The following is an 18,388-nucleotide window of genomic DNA, read 5'->3' as shown; positions in this document are numbered from 1 at the left end:
CGGGTCAATTGACGGCTGCTTCCGTATTGCAGTCAATGTGTGCGATATCGGCCTTCAATCGGTCCAGGCGTTGGCGCAGTCGATCATCCTGACCTGGCGAGTTCAGCGCGACCACATCGCTGAGCATGTCAGCGGCCAGTTGGCTGTTGATCTCGGTGCGTCGCTGGAAGGTTTCGGTCCAATAGCTTTTGCGATCCGTCAGCAGGCGCTCGACATGCAGGGCGAAATCGGTCTGATCTCGCTGGTCGAGAGCCGCATTGAAAGCCTGCAGCCAATAGCTGCGGTTCTCCAGCCAGATGGCGTTCTGACCTTCCAGTTGTGCTGACCACTCGGAAATGCGCTGCTGCTGATCCGCTTGCAGGCGTCCCAGCCAGGGGCGCAGGCGTTTTTCCAGTCGTTGTTGGCGCTCGGCCGCCTGGGTGGCGGCATCTGGAGCCACATAGGTATCGTAAAGCTCACCGTGTTGTTGCTCGAGGTTGTGCCGCAGGGCAGCAACCTGTGTTTCATCCAGTTGCTGCAGCAGCTCAGCCAGTGAGGGGGCGAGGGCACCGAGCAGACGGTCGAGCGCCGGCTCGATTTTGTCACGTGCAGCGAGCAACTGCCTGCCCTGGGGCGGGTTGCTCAGCAAGGGGTCGGCCAGTTCGTCGAGCAACGCCGGGTAACGGGGCAGCTCTTGACGGCAATGCCAGTCGCGATGCTCGGCGATCTGCTCACGGAGCCAGCTGCGCTGATCGCGGTTCAGCGGTACATACTCGCGGCTCTTCCAGCTGACCAGCCAGGGCAGATGAGCATAGCCGAGGCGGGTAGTGCTGCAGGCTGACAACAGGGTCAGTACCAGCAGGCTGAAAGCCAGCAAGCGCAAGCAGGAGCGGGTGAGTGGCATGGTCTGTCCGTAAAATTATTGGCATTTGCAGTCAGGCAACAGGCCGGAAAAGTAGCCGTTATCTTTACGCCTGTGAACTATAAATCATAACGCTCTTGCTTGCCGTATCCATCCGAACCCGGCAAAGCCGGAAGGCAGTCAGTAACTGACTGTTCAGTGCCATCATTCAGCTGAATAAGCTGCCTGATTGCTGCCTGATGTGTGCTCGGGCGCCCGTCTGGCAAGGCTTCTTGCCCGGACAACTATTGTTGTTGGCCATCTGGGTGCAAGCGCAAGGTGATTTGCTGTTGATGAATGGTTTTTCGCTGTTGCGTTGCCGACTGTCATGCATAAGAATCTGCTGGTTGTCGATAAAAACAAGTCGGGCAACAACACACCCATCAACTGATGTCGGCTGTTGCGGAGCCTTGCTGGCAGCCCGCAGGCCAGAGTCGAAGAGTCGCATAAGCATAATAATGCAAGTCCTGCGGGAACTTGCGCGGTTCTCTTGCGGGAGAGATGTATGAGTCAAAGCGGGATCCTGAAGCGTTCGACCCTGTTGATCCACGGGTCAATCGGTATGCCCCTGGCTGTTATTGGCTACCCTCTGGTGGTGTATCTGCCGCCATTCTATGCGGGGGAGCTGGGTATCAATATGGGCCTGGTGGCCCTGGTGCTGGTGCTGGCGCGTTTTTCCGATGTGATAACCGACCCCCTGATTGGCACCATCAGTGATCGCAAACCCACCCGCTTTGGTCGGCGCAAACCATGGATTTTCTTCGGTACTCCGCTGGTGATTCTGGGGACAGTCATGCTGTTTATGCCTCCGGATGGTGTTGGCGTGGGGCACCTGTTGCTGTGGACAGTGCTCATGTATCTGGGCTGGACCATGGTCACATTGCCTTATGGCGCCTGGGGTGCCGAACTGTCACCGGTGTATCATCAACGCAGCCGGGTAACCGCCTCGCGTGAAGGCTATGTATTGATCGGGCTGTTTCTGGCGGCATTGGCTCCGGCGATTGTGCAAGCCATGATTGCGCGGTTTGCCGAGGGGCATACTGACGGCTTCTTCATGCAATTCATTATCTGGTTGCTGGGCACCGACGGTGAGTTGAGCATGGGGTATGGCCCTATCCTGGGTGGCATGGCCTGGTTGTTTATCGTCACCTTGCCGATTACCGTCTTCCTCGCCTTGACCTTTGTGCGCGAAGCGCCGCCCAAAACCGTCGAAAAAACCGATTGGAGAAAAGGCCTCAAGGTGCTCAAGTACAATGCCCCGTTCAAGCGCATGATGTTGATGCTGCTGATCGTGGTGACTGGCGAGTCCTTCCGTAATGCGCTGTCGGTATTCTTTATGCAGCATGTGCTGCAAATTCAGGCCTACATCGGTCTGATGTACCTGATCTACTTCGGTATCGGTATCCTCGGCATTCCTTTCTGGCTGATCCTCGGCAAGAAGATCGGCAAGCACAAGGCCTTCTGCGTAGCTGTGGGTGTCTCCAGTGTCAGCATCCTCGGCATGTTCGCCTTGCAGGCGGGACAGGTGGTACCTTTCGCCATCATGTTCGCGCTCAAGGGTTTCTGCTTTGCCGCCTTCCAGTTTCTTCCACTGGCCATGCTGGCGGATATCGTTGATCTGGATACTGCGCGCAGCAAGGAACATCGCACCGGTCTGTTCTTTGCCATGTCAGGTATGGCGCAGAAGTTGGCCATGGCGTTGGGCCTTGGGTTGTCACTGGGCCTGCTCTGGCTGGTCGGCTTTGATGCCCAGGCCAGCGTACATGATGACGGCCAGTTGATGGCCTTGCGTGTGCTCTACATTCTGGGCCCGGTGGCCTTGTATTTGCTGGCCTTTGCCATTGCCTGGAAATACCCGCTGACGTCGGAGCGGCATGACAAGATTCACCGCTGGATCATGCGCCGCAATGCCCGCCTGCAGCTGGAACCGCAACAGCCCTGAAACAGGTTTGATAGCATGACCCAGGGGGCCGTCTTGTACGGCCCCTTGTTGTTGGCGATTCTGATTTGTGTCCTGAATCGGCTATGCTGCGTTCTCAAGAGTAAAGCCGCCAATCGGATACAGGTAACAGGGATATGTCGCAAACGTCACAATTCGAACTGCTTCGCAGTCGGCGCTTTCTGCCGTTTTTTCTCACCCAGCTACTGGGTGCCTTCAATGATAATGTCTTCAAGCAGGCGCTGGTTCTGGCGATCCTGTACAAACTGACCTTCACTGCCGACCGCGATCTGCTGATCAATCTGGCTGCCATGCTGTTCATTCTGCCTTTCTTCCTGTTCTCCGCGCTGGGGGGGCAGTTTGGCGAGAAGTTTGCCAAAGAGCGGCTGATTCGGCTGATCAAGTTCGGTGAAGTGCTGATCATGCTGGTCGGAGCGGCCAGTCTGTTGCTGGGTAGTTTGCCGCTGATGCTGGCCGTGCTCTTTGCTACCGGTGTCCAGTCGGCACTGTTTGGTCCGGTGAAATACTCCATTCTGCCCCAGCACCTGAATGAGCGGGAGCTGCTTGGTGGCAATGCACTGGTGGAAATGGGCACTTTTCTGGCCATTCTCGGCGGTACCCTGTATGCCGGTATCCTCATGAGTGGTGAGCATTGGGCAATGGCCATCGGGATCACCGTTGTACTGATTGCGGTGCTGGGGCTGGTCAGCAGTCTGGGGGTGCCTAGAGCACATGCCGGGATGCCGGAGCTTAAGCTGGACTGGAATATCATGCGCCAGTCCTGGCGGATTCTGCATCTTGGGTTGGCGCAGCAAATGCCGTCGGTGTCACGCTCCCTGCTGGGTAATTCCTGGTTCTGGTTTATTGGTGCCATCTACCTGACCCAGATTCCCGGTTTTGCCAAGGATCATCTGCATGGTGATGAGAGTGTGGTGACCCTGATTCTGACGCTGTTCTCGGTGGGTATTGCCATGGGCTCTCTGCTCTGCGAGCGCATGTCAGGGCGTCGGGTCGAAATTGGCCTGGTGCCCTTCGGGGCCTTTGGGTTGACCCTGTTCGGCATCCTGATCTGGTGGTTCTCGGCGGGCGTGATTGCTGCCAGTGAACCTTACAGCTGGCTGCAATTATTGGCCCAGCCCGCGGCCTGGTGGGTGCTTCTGTGTTTATTCGGGCTGGGGCTGTTTGGTGGTTTCTATATTGTTCCCCTGTACGCGCTGATTCAGTCGCGCACTCCGGAGCATGAGCGGTCTCGCGTGATTGCCGCGAACAATATTCTCAATGCCTTGCTGATGGTGCTGGCGGCGGTGGTCTCCATCCTGATGTTGACGCTGGCCGGGCTGAGTATTCCACAGCTCTTCCTGGTGGTGGCGCTGATGAATATTGCCGTTTGCGTCTATATCTTCACCATCGTGCCTGAATTCACCATGCGTTTCCTGATCTGGTTGCTCGGTCATTCGATGTACCGGGTGACGCATGAGAATCTGGAAGCCATTCCGGATGAGGGGCCTTGTCTGCTGGTGTGCAACCACGTGTCTTTTGTCGATGCGGTGCTGATTGGTGGCGCGGTACGCCGTCCGGTACGCTTTGTCATGTACCACCGTATCTATAACTTGCCGGTACTCAACTTTATCTTCCGCACGGCTGGTGCAGTGCCCATTGCACCGCGTAGCGAGTGCGAACAGACGTTCGAGCAGGCTTTCCAGCGAATTGGCGAGTACCTGGCAGCGGGGGAGGTCGTGTGTATTTTCCCCGAGGGCAAGCTGACCGCAGATGGCGACATGAATCCCTTCCGTGATGGTTGCCAACGCATTCTCGAGAGTCACCCTGTGCCGGTGATTCCGATGGCGCTGCGTGGGCTCTGGGGCAGTTTTTTCAGTCGGGCACCGAACAAGGGGCTGTTCCGCCGCTTCTGGTCACGGGTTGCTTTGGTCGCGGCTGACCCATTGACGCCGCAAGAAGCCCGCACCGAGGTTTTGCAGGCATCGGTTAGCGCACTGCGCGGGGAGGCAAAGTGAGACGTCAGCGTTTGCAGGAAGCCGATACCTGCCTGCACTGGGCCGAGCAGGGGATGCTGCCCGCAGATGCCCTGGCACGCATTGAATCTGGACGGCCGTTGCGTGCACAAATGGCTGACTGGGAGCGGCTGCTGAATCAGGTATTACTGCTGGGTGGCGTGCTCTTGTTGGTCAGCGGGATCATTTTCTTTTTTGCCTGGAATTGGGCGAGTCTTGCGCGCGGTTACAAGCTGGCACTGGCGCTGGGGGTGCTGAGCACTTTTGTTGCCAGCGCCTGGTTCAGCGTCAACCGGCCGCTGGTGCATCAGGCCATGTTGCTGGGGGCTTGTCTGATGACGGGCGCCTTGTTGGCTTTGATCGGACAGACCTATCAGTCGGGTGCGGATATCTGGCAACTCTTTGCGGTCTGGGCAGTGCTGATTCTGCCCTGGGCCTGGTATTCCGCTTCACGCGCCTGTTGGTTGCTGGTCTGGGTATTGCTCAACCTGGCCCTGTGGCGTTATTTCAGCCATAGCATTGTCTGGAGTCTGTTCAACCGCTGGGATCCGCAGGATGCCATGCTCTGGGTTGCACTGATCAATCTCGCAGTACTTCTACTGTTCGAGGGCTTTGGTCTGCGCTGGTTTGCCTTGCAATCGCGACTGATGCAGCGCCTCAGTGCGATGGTCGTGCTGGGATGTCTGGGTGTCGGCGGTATGTTTGTCTGGTGGGAAAGCCGTTTTGCTGTGTTGGCAATCTGTCTGGCCCTGGTTCTGCTTGCGGGGATGCCTTTCTATCGGTGGATACGGCCTGATCTGTCATTGCTGGCCCTGCAGAGTTTTACCCTGATTGCTGTAACGACATCCGGCCTGGCCCGGATACTGGAAAAAACCGATGCATTCTTTCTGTTCAACGGCCTTGGGTTGTTCGTGATTGGCAGTAGCGCGCTGGCCTCGATCTGGTTGCACCGGTTGCACAAGGAGGGGTTATGAAGCGGGCGGTGCAGTTGGCGTTGATTGCCGATTGGCAAAAGGACGGCCTGATTGACGAAGCGATTGCGCAGCGTCTGCAGACAGCAGATCCCGGTCGCTGGTGGTTGAATCTGTTGCTTGGCCTGGCCGCCTGGCTGGCCGCACTCATGATGATCAGCGCAACCATGGGGCCCTGGGTGCTGCTGGTGGATAATATCTTTGGTCTCAGCCTGTACGCCTTGATACTGCTTGGATGCGCCTGGTTGATGTTGCGCAGTCAGGGGCTGTTTATCGAACAGTTGGCGCTGGCCTTTTCCTTGAGTGGGCAGGGGATGCTGGTGTTTGTCTGGGCTGATGAATTGAACCCGTTGCTGAACTGGCTACAGTCGATCGCGGTGGTTGGACTACCGCTGGCACTGGTGATGCTGTGGGTGCCGGGAAGTCAACGACATCGCCAGCTGTGTTGCCTGTTCAGCCTGATGTACGGTGCCCTGCTGCTGGAATTCGGTCCATTGTTGCTGGTGTATGCAAGCCTGCTGGCGGGGCTGGCGGCGCTTGGTTGGGCCACCCGGTATCGCTGGGCTGCACACCACAGTGCTGCCTGGCTCAAGCCGATGCTGGATGCGACCACGCTGTTCGCTCTGTTGCTGGCTGTTTACGCACAACAGGGCTTCTGGTTTACCTTGCCGGCTGAGGGTACTGCAGATTTCTGGATGCTTGGCTACCGTATGAGTATTGCCGCCCTGGCTGTGTTGGCAGTGGGCTGGTTGTTTTCCCGCGAGCTGCGGCAGTGGCCCTTGGCTGCACCTGTATTGGCGCTTGCATTGGCTGTTTTGCTATTCAAGGCACCTGCCTTGCTATTGGCCATGACGCTCGGTTTGCTGGTGTTTTATGCGCGTAGCTGGGTCTGGTGCATGCTCTGCCCGCTGTTCACCTTGCTGGCCCTGAGTGAATGGTACTACAGCCTGCAATTGAGCCTGCTGCACAAATCCTGGTTGCTCATGCTGTCGGGTAGTCTGTTGTTGTTGGCCTATGGTTGCTGGCAACGCTGGGGGAGGGCAACAGCATGATTCGACGTCGTCATCCCGGGGTAATGGTTGTCGGCTGGTTGCTGGTAATGCTGGTGGCCGGCTTCGCCATTTATGGACATGAACGCACCTTGCGTGAGGGCGAGTTTGTGCTGCTTGAGCTCGCCCCGGTCGATCCGCGCTCACTGATGCAAGGTGATTACATGCAGCTCAGCTTTGCCATTGACCGACAGCTGGCCGACCAGCAGCGCTCTCGGGAAGTTCGCGCCTTGCCGCCTTTTGCGCATATTCATGTCGACGAGCAACGGCGTGGGCGTTTTCTCCAGCTCTCCGACTTGCCTGCCCGCGAGTCAGAGGTGGTGACTTTGCGTTTGCGTCGCAACAGTGGACAGTATAGCGTGGGTCCCAACGGTTATTTTTCCAGGAAGGTACGGCTGAGCGCTATGAGCCGGCCAGGTGGGGTGGCTTCCGGGTGGCTGACAACGGGCACGCCATATTGGTCAGCCTGCATGATGAGGCATTGCATGAGCTCGGTGCTGATCCTGTATCATCAGAAAAGTGAATGATTGTTCCTTTTCGTTTCGTCCACCTCCAGGCTGAGGTGGATAGCCAACCAAGGAGGATACGCATGCAAGACAACAGCAAAGTAGTCGTCATTACGGGTGCCAGCAGCGGTATTGGTGCTGCAACGGCACGCCATCTGGCAACTGCCGGCATGACAGTCGTTTTGGGCGCGCGGCGAGAAGACCGTTTGCAGGCCCTGGTCGCCGAGATTGAAGGGGCAGGTGGCAAGGCGGCTTATCGGGTGACCGATGTGACCCGTTCGGACGATATGCAGGCATTGCTGGCGTTGGCCAAAGAGCGCTTCGGCCAGGTTGATGTGATGATCAACAATGCCGGACTGATGGCGTTGGGCAGCATCCACAAGGTACTGGCGGAAGACTGGGATCGCATGGTGGATATCAACATCAAGGGCGTGTTGCACGGCATTGCCGCCGCTTTGCCGATCTTCCAGCAGCAGGAAAAAGGGCATTTCATCAATGTGGGCTCGATTGCCGGACACAAGGTTGTGCCCAATGGAGCGGTTTACAGTGCGACCAAATATGCTGTCAGAGCGCTCAGTGAAGGCTTGCGGCAGGAAGGTGGGACCATCCGCACTACACTGATTTCACCCGGTGCCATCGATACCGAGTTGCCAATGGGCAGTTCCGATGAGAAGACGGTCGCTGCGGTCAAGGCGGGTTATGCTGATGCGATAGCGCCTGAAAGGGTAGCTGAAAGCATTGCCTGGGCGATTGCCCAGCCCGCCGAGGTGGATATCAACGAATTGACCATCCGCCCGACGGTGCAGGCATTCTGACTAGCGTGCGGCAGGTTTGCCGGCTTGCGGTCGGGCCGAGCCATAGGTCTGGCCGCTGACACCGTTGGGGATTTGTTGGATTTCGCCACCGGACTTGAGAAAGTCGGAGATTTGATCATTGATGCTGTTGTGCGTGGCAACAGCAGCATCGGCCTTGCGTTTTGCCGCAGATTTGGTTGACATGAGGCACACATTTTGTTGAATGGTCGGCCAGTATACCAGAGCGAGCGTCAGTTGTCTGGCACTCTTGGTCGTGAATCCTCAATCACCCCATACTTCAGCCAGGCGAGCATCGCGGCCACAGCGGCTGCGGTAGAAGTTGTAGCGCAATGGATTCTTTTGATAGTAGTTCTGATGGTATTCCTCAGCCGGGTAAAATGCGGTCTGGGGCAAAATGTCGGTGACAATCGGTTGCTCGAAGCGACCGGAGTCCGCCAGGGCATCGCGTGAGGCGGTAATCAGCGCCTGTTGTTCCTCATCCTTATAGAACAGGGCGCTGCGATAATGTGCGCCTTTATCACAGAACTGAGCGTTGTCGGTCAGCGGGTCGATGGTCGGCCAGAATTGTTCGAGCAGGGTTGCGTAGTCTGTCTGCTGCGGGTCGTAGAAGACCGCAACTGCTTCGATGTGCCCAGTCCCGCCGGCCGATACTTTTGGGTACGTAGCGGTATCGGCGTTGCCGCCAATATACCCGGAGACAGTGTCGACCACGCCGGTCATCTTGTCGAAATCTGCCTCGGTGCACCAGAAACAGCCGCCGGCAAAGACGGCCATTCGGGTTCCCGCAGGCCCTTCCTGCAGCGGCTCCTGGCCATGACTGGCAACGCTGAAGGCAAGACAGAGGCAGAGCAGGATAAAGCCTGAATGACGTGACATGCTCAGCCCCTCAGTTCGGGTAGTGGTTGCTCGGCCGGTATAAAACGAAGGGCGAGACCATTGTTGCACCAGCGCTCGCCGCGCGGTGGCGGGCCATCATTGAAAACATGACCCTGGTGGCCGCCGCAACGCGCGCAATGATACTCGGTACGTGGCCAGATGAGTTTGTAGTCGCGCTTGGTGCCCATGGTGTCCGCAATCGGTTGGGTAAAACTGGGCCAGCCGGTTTTGCTGTCGAACTTGTCGTCGCTGAGGAACAACGGCAGATGACAGGCGGCACAGACATAGGTGCCTGGCTCATAGATCTTGTCCAGCGGGCTGCTGCCGGCAGGCTCGGTACCTTCTTCAAAAAGAATATGCCAGGCGTCCGCGGACACCTTGTCTCGCCAATAGTCATGCGCATGATCGAGTGGGGTAAAAGAAATATCGGTCATGTGCGGCGTGTTCTCCGGCGAACTGGCCAGTACCCGCAGCGCAGGGAGTAGCGGTAGCAAAGCCATGGTTTGTAACAGCATGCGACGATTCATACTTGTGTCTTCCACAGGTTATCCGTTAAAAAGATACTCCAGTTTTGCGCGCATCCCAACGTCGGTTGGTATCAAAGCATTTCCCGCTGGCGGGCATCCCCCTTGCCCGGATAACAAAATAAAGGAGCCATGATGTCCAGTCGTTTTCCCTTTGCCGGTTTTCGGCAATTTTCCGCTTTGGCCATTTCGGCCTTGTTGTTGGCCCCACTGGCGCAGGCCGATTCCATCGCGCCACAGCGTTTCAGCCTGCTTGAACAGGCTATGCAGGCCCAGGTTGAAGAAGGGCACCTGGCCGGTATTGCCACGCTGGTCTATGAAGATGGCGAGGTTGTTCATCGTCAGCAACATGGCTACCAGGACATTGCCAGTGAAACGCCGCTGGCTGAAGACTCACTGTTCAAGATCTATTCATTGACCAAGCCAGTAACGGCGGTGGCGTTATTGATGTTGGTGGAAGAGGGCAAACTGAGCCTGGATGATCCGCTGGAGCAGCACTTGCCGCAATTCAAGGGTCTGCAGGTAGCCAAGTCGCTGGATGCTGATCCGGAGAACCTGCCAACGGTTCCGGCTACCCACGCGATAACGGTGCGTGAGCTGATGAACTATACCGCTGGCTTTACCTACGGTCGCTTCACCCAGTCTGCCGTGGATACCCTGTATGAGCAGGCCGGTCTGTTCAGCCGTGATATCACGCTGGAACAACTGGTAGATCGTGTCGCTGCCTTGCCCCTGCGGCATCAGCCCGGTACGCGCTGGCACTACAGCTTCTCGATCGACATCCAGGCCCGTCTGGTCGAAGTGCTCAGTGGGCAATCCTTTGACGACTATCTCCAGGAACGGGTGCTCGGCCCCCTGGGCATGCAGGATACCGCCTACTTTGTCAGTGCCGACAAGGCTGACCGACTGGCAACCAGTTATCATCCGACTGACGCCGGCCTGCAGCCGCTGCCGAAAGATGACTGGCTGAGCAAACCGAACCTGATCATGGGGGGGAGCGGCCTGGTCTCCAGCATGGATGATTATCTGCGCTTTGCCCGCATGCTGCTGAACGAGGGTGAGCTGGATGGTGTGCGTCTGCTCAAACCTGAAACAGTGCAAGCGATGCGTAGTCGCCAACTGCCGGAGGGGATTGACGGTCCAGAGTGGGCCCCGGGCAATACCTTTGGCCTGAATGTGGCCGTGGTTGACGAGTCCGAGCCGGCGGGCTATTTGCCTGAAGGCACTTTCTGGTGGTGGGGCATTGAAGGCCCCTGGGCCTGGATTGATCCCGACAATCAGCGAATTGTCATGGGCATGATGCAAAGTACTGACTTCCGCCACTCGCGAGTGGTGCACAATACGGTAAGTCATATCTTGTTCAAGCCTGCCGAGTAACCGACACCTTTCGAGGTTGTTAGCCGCTGGGTGAGCAGGATACGCACCGTTAGACTTTCAAATGATTGATATCAGTAAGGGATAACGCGCGTGGACTCAGTCACCCAGGCGGTATTGGGCGCCTCGATTTATGGCGCCATGATGGGACCCTGGCAAGGACGCAAGGCCTTGCTGTATGGCGCCGTATTGGGCACTTTGCCGGATATGGATGTGGTGTTGGATTATGGCGATGCCGTGGCCAACATGACTTTTCATCGTGGCTTCAGTCATTCTCTTTTTGTGCTTGGCGGTATCAGTGTTCTTCTCGCCTGGTGCATCCGGCGCTGGCGACCGCATCCCGGTTACAGCGGCCTGCGATTGTGGCTGGCCATCTGGCTGTTGTTGAGTACCCATGTGCTGCTGGATGCTTTTACCTCCTACGGGACACAGCTGTTCTGGCCGTTCAGCCCGCCGCCGGCGGCGATTTCCAGCATTTTCATCATAGATCCGCTGTATACCCTGCCTCTGCTGCTGGCAGTCGTCGTGGGTGCCATCTGGGGGTTGCAGCGTACCGGCATGCGCTGGCAATACGCGGCGCTGGCCCTGAGTACCTTGTATCTGGGCAGCACTTTGCTCGGCAAACAGATGGCTGATCAGCAATTGCTGGCGGCGATGCACCGTGATGGCATTCAGGCAGAGCACACCTTCAGTTCACCGACACCTTTCAATACGGTGCTCTGGCGTGTAGTGGCCGTTGACGGCGACGATTATTACGAGGGCGTTGTCAGTTGGCTGGATAAAAGCCCGCCCCGGCTTGAACGATTGCCACGCAACGCCACAGCCGGCCAGCAAGCATTGTCTGGTAGCCAGGCCCACGATCGTTTGCGCTGGTTTACCCGCGATACGTTGCGCTATGACCTGATTGATGGTTACTGGGTGGTGACTGACCTGCGCCTGGGGATGACTGGCTATCATCCGTTCCGGTTCCCCCTGGCACAGGTGACGGGTGATTCCGTTACCGTGATCGAGGCGCCGGAGCAATGGCCCACCCCTCCGGCGGATTTTTCCCAGTTGGGCATGCTCAGGCAGCGTGCATTGGACCCCGACTACCCGTTGTCATTGTATGACCTGGCCCAACCACTGACCCAGTCGATGGCCATGCCGCCAGGTCGCTGAACGCTGGATTGTGCTCAACGGCGGGCAACTTTTACCGCAGTCTGCGATAATAGACAGCTACCTTCACTCGCCGATCAGGAAAACCGCCATGCCGGGCACTGCTGCGCCTGTCACTGCCAAAGAACCCCGTTTCCTTGCCATGCTGGCGGCCTTGCTGGCAATTTTTACGGCCATTTTTTCCAGTAACCTGCCAACCCCGCTGTATGCCGTCTGGCAGGTACAAATGGGGTTTTCCGCAACCGCATTGACTGCAGTCTTTGCCGTGTATGTCTTTGGCGTGGTCAGCATGTTGCTGACGCTGGGCACCCTCTCCGACAAGATCGGCCGGCGGCAACTCCTGGTGCCGGGCATCCTGTTTATCACCGCCGGGGTGCTGGTGTTCTATTTTGCCCGTGACATCTACTGGCTGGGCACGGCACGGATTCTCACCGGAATCGGCACCGGTATTGTCACCGGCGCAGCGTCGGCCGCAGTGATTGAACTCGATCCGGACAATAACTGGACCCGGGCAGCCACCATGTCGGCGCTGTTCTTTACCATGGGAGCCTTTGCCGGCCCGACCCTGAGCTCACTGGCTCTGGCGTTTGACAGTGGCGCGAGTTCATGGCCCTTTCTGGTCACTTTGGGTCTGTGTGGGCTGACCCTGGTTCTGCTGTTAACTGCGCCCTGGCCCAAGGACATTGGTCGGCGGCAGAAGAACTTTCACTTTCGTGACTGGCGGCCGACGCCGGTCAAAGTACCGCGAGCCTTGCTGGGTGCCTTTGCCTTTTCGGCAGCGGGTATCTGTCTGGCCTGGTCGACCGGGAGCCTGTATGCCTCACTCGGGCCATCACTGGCACGGGAGCTGGTTGGCGTCAGTGATCGCGCCATGGCCGGTCTGTTTGCCGCCGCCTGGCAGCTGACCGCCGGCATCAGCCAGTTTGCCTGTCAAAGACAACCACTGGATCGTCTGATTCTGATCGGGCCGCCTCTTTTGATTGGCGGTTTGTTGTGTCTGGCGTTGGCGGTCATCAGTAGTTCACCGGTCATGTTTTCCATTGCGACCCTGGCTACAGCCATGGGGGCAGGGGCTACCGGGGTGGTGGCTTTGGCCGCGATCAGTCAGGTCGCACCAGCGGAGGAACGGGGCGGAATTATCTCGGCTTTCTATCTGATGGCTTACCTGACCATGGCGACCGTGGTTCTGGGGGTTGGTTTGGTCAGTGACCTGATTGGTTTTGGCAATACCGTCATCGGCTTTACTGCGCTGATTTCATTGGCTGCACTGACTCTGTTGCTGGTGGCAGTGAAAACCAGGCGGACCTCGATGTATTGACGCGCCAGAGCACATGAAGCGGGCTTTCGCGCATAGCGCGAACGGCCAGAGTTGGCCGTTTTGCTGGTCCGGGTCTCAGGCTGTTTCAGCCCGGTGAGCAGTGCACAACGTCAGCGTCTGCCAGTCGTTCGCCCGCAGCATTCTGCAACCAGCCGCGGGGTCGCCAGTGGAACAGCTCGGCACGAATCACGTAGCGTTGCCCGCCTTCAAAGGCTGGGTAATGGATGCGCAAATCACAGGTGTGTTGCTGTGAATCGCGAAGCCCCGGCTGCCCGCCGCCCGGTCGTTCAAAACGAAAGCGTACATCCAGGCGGTGAGCGCCGGCTGGGATGTCGTCAAAGCTCAACCCCCGCACCAGTTCGCCATTCAACCGATGGGCCCGCAGGTTATCCATCGGTTGAGTGCTGAAGGTAATACGTGCCTGGTTGTCAGCGATGGGTTCTTGGGGCGGGCGAGACGAAGCGCAGGCGACCAGACCTGCTGCCATCACGGTTACGACGATGGCGGGCCAGGCGGGCCAGCGCCTGGGGTGTTGGGTGTGGTGGACAATGACGGATGTGTTCACATTAGCCATACGCTGACTCCGGCTGAGCAAAAAAAATACTGGCACCTGGCCTCAAGTATTCCAACGCTTGGCCGTTAATAGAAGTAACGACAGGTTATGGCGTGTCACTGCAAGGCCTGTCGGGAGGGTGAAGGGATTTGATATTGAGCCAAGTGCTTGACATCACAGTAGAAAAATTATTTTCGCAAAAAATCCTAAAGCTTTCAGAGGGCACGCCGATAACTTGGTTGAACGCGAACTCGATGGGTGCCTGGGCAAAGCCCGCCCTGAGGTCGCTTGCTCAGGCAAACATTTAATAGGTCCTACGGAGGCATCACCATGTCCCTTACAGTAAATACTAACGTTGCATCTCTCAACGCACAGAACAACCTTGGTCGTAGCTCCAATGCGCTGCAAACCTCTCTGGAGCGTCTGTCATCCGGTTCGCGTATCAATAGCGCCAAAGACGATGCCGCCGGTTTGCAGATTTCCAACCGTCTGACCAGTCAGATCAATGGTCTGGGTGTTGCGGTACGTAACGCCAACGATGGTATCTCCATCTCCCAGACCGCTGAAGGTGCTCTGCAAGAGTCCACCAACATTCTGCAGCGTATGCGTGACCTGGCCCTGCAATCGGCCAACGGTTCAAACTCTGCGATTGAGCGCAAATCATTGAATCAGGAAGTCAACCAGCTGAAAGAAGAGCTGACCCGTATTTCTGATACCACTGCCTTTGGTGGCCGCAAACTGCTCGACGGCAGCTTTGGTTCAACCACCTTCCAGGTTGGTTCACAGGCTAACGAAACAATCGGTGTGACATTGACCGATGCCTCTACCGAAACACTGGGTTCCTTCCGTTCGCGTGATGACGGTAGCGTTACCGGGACTGCTGCTGTAGCTGCAGATCTCGCCACCGCGCAAGGTGCAAACGCCTTCTCCGCGGGTGTCGTTACCGTGAATGGCTCTGTTGGTTCAGGTACTATCGATGTCGTTGCAACTGACTCTGCCAGTGATGTTGCCAGCAAGGTCAACCAGATTTCCAGCGATACCGGTGTGACTGCGAGTGCAAAAAGCGCCATTTCTTTCGGTACTGACCTGGGTCTCGCATCTGGTGAAGCCGTCAGCTTCGACATTGGTACTGCCGGTGGTCAAAAAACCACCATTCAGATTGCTGGCTCCGGTGACGCAACCCAGGATCTGGAAGCTCTGCGTGATGCCATCAACGAAGACTCTGGCTCCAACGGCTTGTCGGCATCCATCAATAATGACAAGGAGTTGGTGGTCAGTGCGCGCAACGGCGACAGCATTGAAATCGACAACTTCAATGAAGATGCAAACGGTAGCACCAACGTTGAAACTCTGGCTATTCAGGTGCAATTGTCGGATGGTACTTTCGACACTGCCGTAACTCTGGATGGCACCAACGTAGCGGCCCAGGCCGTCGGCACGCTGACTTTTGATTCGACTGGTTCATTCAGCCTGACTGATGACGGTAGCGCGGATGTTGCCGAAATCACTGCAGCCGCAATCGGTTCGCGCGTCAATGTTGAATCGCTGGATATCCTGACCGTTGACGCAGCCCAGGATGCCATCTCAGTGATTGACGGGGCGATTTCAAGCATTGATAGCCAGCGCGCCCAGTTGGGTGCGGTGCAGAACCGCTTTGAATCGACTATCAGCAACCTGCAAAGCATTTCGGAAAACGTGTCTGCTGCTCGCAGCCGGACCCAGGACACCGACTTTGCCGCAGAAACTGCAGCTCTGACCAAGAACCAGATTCTGCAGCAGGCTGGTACTTCGATTCTGGCTCAGGCCAACCAGTTGCCCCAGGCCGTTCTTAGCCTCTTGGGCTAAGCTGGTAATAGGGGTTACACTGCGGGGAAGGGGCAACCTTTCCCCGCATTATCCTATCTGAGGTAAGTACCATGGATATTGGCGTACTCAAACCTTTCGAACTGAACCGCTCCGCCAGTAACGGGGTATCAGTCGAGGCAGGCAGCGGCCAGCAGGCCCTTGCCAAGTCAACCCAGGTCACGGCACCAGCGGCGACCCAGCCTGTAGCAGCACAAACCCGCGAAGCGGTGGAGCAGGTTCAGCCAGCTGAACGGATGGAGCCGGAGGAATTACAGACCGTGGTATCCGATATGCAGGATTTTGTGCAATCGGTACGGCGGGATATCAACTTTCAACTCGACGACACCAGTGGCCAGGTAGTGATCAATGTCACGGAAGCCGGCAGTGGTGATGTCATCCGTCAGATCCCTTCGGAAGAGGCATTGCGCCTGGCCGAGAGCCTGTCGGAAATTCGCAGTTTGTTATTCGAGGCAGAAGCCTGAGTTCAGCCCTTCTGTCAGCCGGTTTGCTGGCACGTAACTTGCCTGATGTAACCGGACACATTCATTCGGTACACGACCGTCAATAAACGGTCATGAGGGTAGGCATATGGCAATCGGTGGCGTTGGTGGAATCGGTTCCGGTCTTGACGTGAACAACATCGTCAAGTCACTGGTTGAGGCTGAGCGGGCACCCAAAAAGGCACAGCTTGACCGGCTGGAAAAAAAGACGACGACCAGTATTTCCGCGCTGGGCAGTTTCCGTAATGCAATTTCTACCTTTCAGACCGCACTCAATGAGTTGAACGACCCTGCCTTGTTCACCAAGCGCAGTGCCCGGTCCAGCGATACCAGCAGCTTCACCGCCACGGCGGATAAGACAGCTGCCTCCGGTAACTACAATATTCAGGTATTCAATCTGGCCCAAACCAGTCGTGTAGCGCTTGCCGGCCAGGATAATGCCAGTGATCCGGTGGGTACCGGGACGCTGTCTATCGGCGTTGGCAGCCAGACACTGGATATTGACGTGACTGCAGGTAACGACAGCCTGACGGCCATTCGTGACGCAATCAATACTCAGGGTAGCGAGATTGGCATCAGTGCGACTATCGTTACCGATCCCGGTGGCGCCGGCGGTTCACGTCTGGTATTAAGCTCCAATCAGGCCGGTACCGGCAATGACATCACTGTCACTGCCAGCACCGATGCTGGCGATACCGGTGATTTGAACGTGCTGGCTTTTACTCCACCCGCCACCACGGATTTTGTCGCCCCTCCCCAGGACCCCAATGATCCACGCGCGCCCCGAGTGATCAGTTATGCGCGGGATGCCAATATCGCCATTGACGGTATTACCGTCAGCAGCGCCAGTAATACCATTGATGAGGCCATTGAAGGGGTCAGCATTACCCTTAAAGCCGCCCAGTCAGCTGAAGACCAGACCAATGCCAGCACCATGAGTTTGGGCGTGAGTGAAGACCGCGCGGGTGTGCGATCGGCTCTGGAAAAGTTTGTTGAGGCTTACAACGCGTTAAGCGGCACCATGAGCGAGCTGACCAGCGTGACCCGGGTAGGCGGGGATGACGGCGAGCCCCTTGCAGCCCCCCTGGTTGGCGACGCCTCGGTGCGGTCCTTCAGCACTTCCATGCGCAACGCTATGGGGAGCGTGGTTGGTGATGGTGATTTGCGCATGCTGGCTGATCTCGGGATTGCCACCAAACGTGACGGAACTCTGGAAATCAACCAGACGCGGATGAATGACGCGCTGGATAATAATTTTGATCAGGTAGCGGGTCTCCTGACGGGTGATGATGGACTGTTGAAGCAGTTGAATACAGTTGCCGAGCCCTATACCCAGCGCGGTGGCGTGCTGGAAAGCCGCACCACAGCCTTGCAGAATACGCTGACTGGTGTGGATGATCAGCGCGAAAGCCTGACTCGCCGCATTGGTCAACTGGAAGCCCGCCTGTTGTCGCAATTCAACGCCATGGATTCGTTGGTCGCCCAGTTGAACCAGACCAGTGATTACCTTACCAACCAATTGTCCAACCTACCCGGTGTGGTCAGACAGGATAACCGTCGCTGATGAGCAATCCGATCGATACCTATAAAAAGGTCAATATTTCCCAGGAAGTATCCCAGTACCGCGCCGTACAGTTGTTGTTGGCCGGTGCCATTGAGCGCGTGCGTCTGGCTCGACATGCGCAGCAGATGGGTAATCCTGAGCGCCGGGGTGTTGCCGTCAGCAGTACTGTCAGTATTATTGGCGCCCTGCAAGGCTCGTTGGATAGGGAACTGGGCGGCGATATCGCGCAGAACCTGGATGCCTTGTATGACTATATGACCCGCAAGCTGGCGGGGGTCGCGCTGGATGACACCCCGCGCTCGCTGGATGAGGTGGAGGCCCTGTTGATGGAAATCAAAGAGGGCTGGGACGGGATTGAGCCCGAAGTTTCCTGAGTACCTTTCTGGTGCAGTGAGCCGAACTGCCAGTGGCCTGCGTAGAGACGGTTGCATGTAGTGGTTTTCGTGGTGAGGTTGTGTAGTCACAGCGGATGATTTTTTGTGTTTTCGGCTAAAGTTCTCCCGGCGC

Annotated in this window: 18 protein-coding genes; 13 read left to right on the top strand and 5 right to left on the bottom strand. The window is 57.1% G+C overall.

Features of this window, described 5'->3' with window-relative positions:
* Window positions 1-4: 4 nt before the first annotated feature.
* On the bottom strand, window positions 5-883 hold the full coding sequence (locus BLU07_RS10135) for a DUF6279 family lipoprotein (protein WP_092386573.1): 879 nt from the start codon (window positions 881-883) through the stop codon (window positions 5-7).
* A gap of 502 nt (window positions 884-1,385) precedes the next feature.
* Here BLU07_RS10135 and BLU07_RS10125 point away from each other — a divergent pair.
* The 6 genes from BLU07_RS10125 (at window position 1,386) to BLU07_RS10100 (ending at window position 8,172) form a co-directional block, all read left to right on the top strand.
* The gene (locus BLU07_RS10125) at window positions 1,386-2,822 is read left to right on the top strand and encodes an MFS transporter (RefSeq protein WP_092386569.1); all 1,437 of its coding nucleotides are present in this window, start codon (window positions 1,386-1,388) and stop codon (window positions 2,820-2,822) included.
* A 134-nt stretch (window positions 2,823-2,956) separates the two neighbouring features.
* The gene (locus tag BLU07_RS10120; RefSeq protein WP_092386567.1) at window positions 2,957-4,834 is read left to right on the top strand and encodes an MFS transporter; all 1,878 of its coding nucleotides are present in this window, start codon (window positions 2,957-2,959) and stop codon (window positions 4,832-4,834) included.
* On the top strand, window positions 4,831-5,805 hold the full coding sequence (locus BLU07_RS10115; RefSeq protein ID WP_092386565.1) for a DUF2157 domain-containing protein: 975 nt from the start codon (window positions 4,831-4,833) through the stop codon (window positions 5,803-5,805). Before BLU07_RS10120 ends, BLU07_RS10115 begins: the two co-directional genes overlap by 4 nt.
* A complete protein-coding gene (locus BLU07_RS10110) occupies window positions 5,802-6,854 on the top strand; it encodes a DUF4401 domain-containing protein (RefSeq protein ID WP_092386563.1) in 1,053 nt (350 codons plus the stop codon). The genes BLU07_RS10115 and BLU07_RS10110 overlap by 4 nt, the downstream gene beginning before the upstream one ends.
* Window positions 6,851-7,378: a GDYXXLXY domain-containing protein gene (locus tag BLU07_RS10105; protein ID WP_197674993.1), complete on the top strand. Its 528-nt coding sequence runs from the start codon at window positions 6,851-6,853 to the stop codon at window positions 7,376-7,378. Before BLU07_RS10110 ends, BLU07_RS10105 begins: the two co-directional genes overlap by 4 nt.
* A gap of 62 nt (window positions 7,379-7,440) precedes the next feature.
* Window positions 7,441-8,172, top strand: coding sequence for an SDR family oxidoreductase (locus BLU07_RS10100; protein WP_092386561.1), 732 nt, complete (start codon window positions 7,441-7,443; stop codon window positions 8,170-8,172).
* On the opposite strand, the gene BLU07_RS10095 is transcribed toward BLU07_RS10100, so the two are convergent.
* From BLU07_RS10095 to msrB, 3 genes are all read right to left on the bottom strand, one after another.
* Window positions 8,173-8,355: a hypothetical protein gene (locus BLU07_RS10095; RefSeq protein WP_092386559.1), complete on the bottom strand. Its 183-nt coding sequence runs from the start codon at window positions 8,353-8,355 to the stop codon at window positions 8,173-8,175.
* Window positions 8,356-8,433: 78 nt separating this feature from the next.
* Window positions 8,434-9,048, bottom strand: a complete 615-nt coding sequence (msrA, locus tag BLU07_RS10090) for a peptide-methionine (S)-S-oxide reductase MsrA (RefSeq protein WP_092386557.1) — start codon at window positions 9,046-9,048, stop codon at window positions 8,434-8,436.
* A gap of 2 nt (window positions 9,049-9,050) precedes the next feature.
* Complete coding sequence (gene msrB, locus BLU07_RS10085; protein ID WP_092386555.1) at window positions 9,051-9,575, bottom strand: peptide-methionine (R)-S-oxide reductase MsrB; 525 nt, start codon at window positions 9,573-9,575, stop codon at window positions 9,051-9,053.
* A gap of 132 nt (window positions 9,576-9,707) precedes the next feature.
* Between msrB and BLU07_RS10080 the strand changes: the two genes are divergently transcribed.
* From BLU07_RS10080 to BLU07_RS10070, 3 genes are all read left to right on the top strand, one after another.
* Entirely contained in the window at window positions 9,708-10,949 is a 1,242-nt protein-coding gene (locus BLU07_RS10080; RefSeq protein ID WP_157719175.1) for a serine hydrolase domain-containing protein, read from the top strand.
* A 90-nt stretch (window positions 10,950-11,039) separates the two neighbouring features.
* Window positions 11,040-12,104, top strand: a complete 1,065-nt coding sequence (locus tag BLU07_RS10075) for a metal-dependent hydrolase (protein ID WP_092386551.1) — start codon at window positions 11,040-11,042, stop codon at window positions 12,102-12,104.
* A gap of 88 nt (window positions 12,105-12,192) precedes the next feature.
* Window positions 12,193-13,419: an MFS transporter gene (locus BLU07_RS10070; protein WP_092386549.1), complete on the top strand. Its 1,227-nt coding sequence runs from the start codon at window positions 12,193-12,195 to the stop codon at window positions 13,417-13,419.
* Between the two features lie 85 nt (window positions 13,420-13,504).
* On the opposite strand, the gene BLU07_RS10065 is transcribed toward BLU07_RS10070, so the two are convergent.
* Window positions 13,505-13,993 carry a PA0061/PA0062 family lipoprotein gene (locus tag BLU07_RS10065; RefSeq protein WP_092386547.1) on the bottom strand — a complete coding sequence of 163 codons (489 nt, stop codon included), beginning with the start codon at window positions 13,991-13,993 and terminating at the stop codon, window positions 13,505-13,507.
* Window positions 13,994-14,302: 309 nt separating this feature from the next.
* Between BLU07_RS10065 and BLU07_RS10060 the strand changes: the two genes are divergently transcribed.
* From BLU07_RS10060 to fliS, 4 genes are all read left to right on the top strand, one after another.
* On the top strand, window positions 14,303-15,817 hold the full coding sequence (locus BLU07_RS10060) for a flagellin (protein ID WP_092386545.1): 1,515 nt from the start codon (window positions 14,303-14,305) through the stop codon (window positions 15,815-15,817).
* A 71-nt stretch (window positions 15,818-15,888) separates the two neighbouring features.
* On the top strand, window positions 15,889-16,299 hold the full coding sequence (locus BLU07_RS10055) for a flagellar protein FlaG (protein WP_092386543.1): 411 nt from the start codon (window positions 15,889-15,891) through the stop codon (window positions 16,297-16,299).
* A 106-nt stretch (window positions 16,300-16,405) separates the two neighbouring features.
* Window positions 16,406-17,881 carry a flagellar filament capping protein FliD gene (gene fliD, locus BLU07_RS10050; protein ID WP_231701623.1) on the top strand — a complete coding sequence of 492 codons (1,476 nt, stop codon included), beginning with the start codon at window positions 16,406-16,408 and terminating at the stop codon, window positions 17,879-17,881.
* Complete coding sequence (fliS, locus tag BLU07_RS10045) at window positions 17,881-18,255, top strand: flagellar export chaperone FliS (protein ID WP_092386541.1); 375 nt, start codon at window positions 17,881-17,883, stop codon at window positions 18,253-18,255. Before fliD ends, fliS begins: the two co-directional genes overlap by 1 nt.
* Window positions 18,256-18,388: the final 133 nt, after the last annotated feature.

It is taken from the genome of Halopseudomonas salegens, assembly GCF_900105655.1.
In the GTDB taxonomy this organism is placed as follows: Bacteria; Pseudomonadota; Gammaproteobacteria; order Pseudomonadales; family Pseudomonadaceae; genus Halopseudomonas; species Halopseudomonas salegens.
Note: the sequence above shows the minus strand (reverse complement) of the source record. Positions and strands in the feature narration are given on the sequence as shown.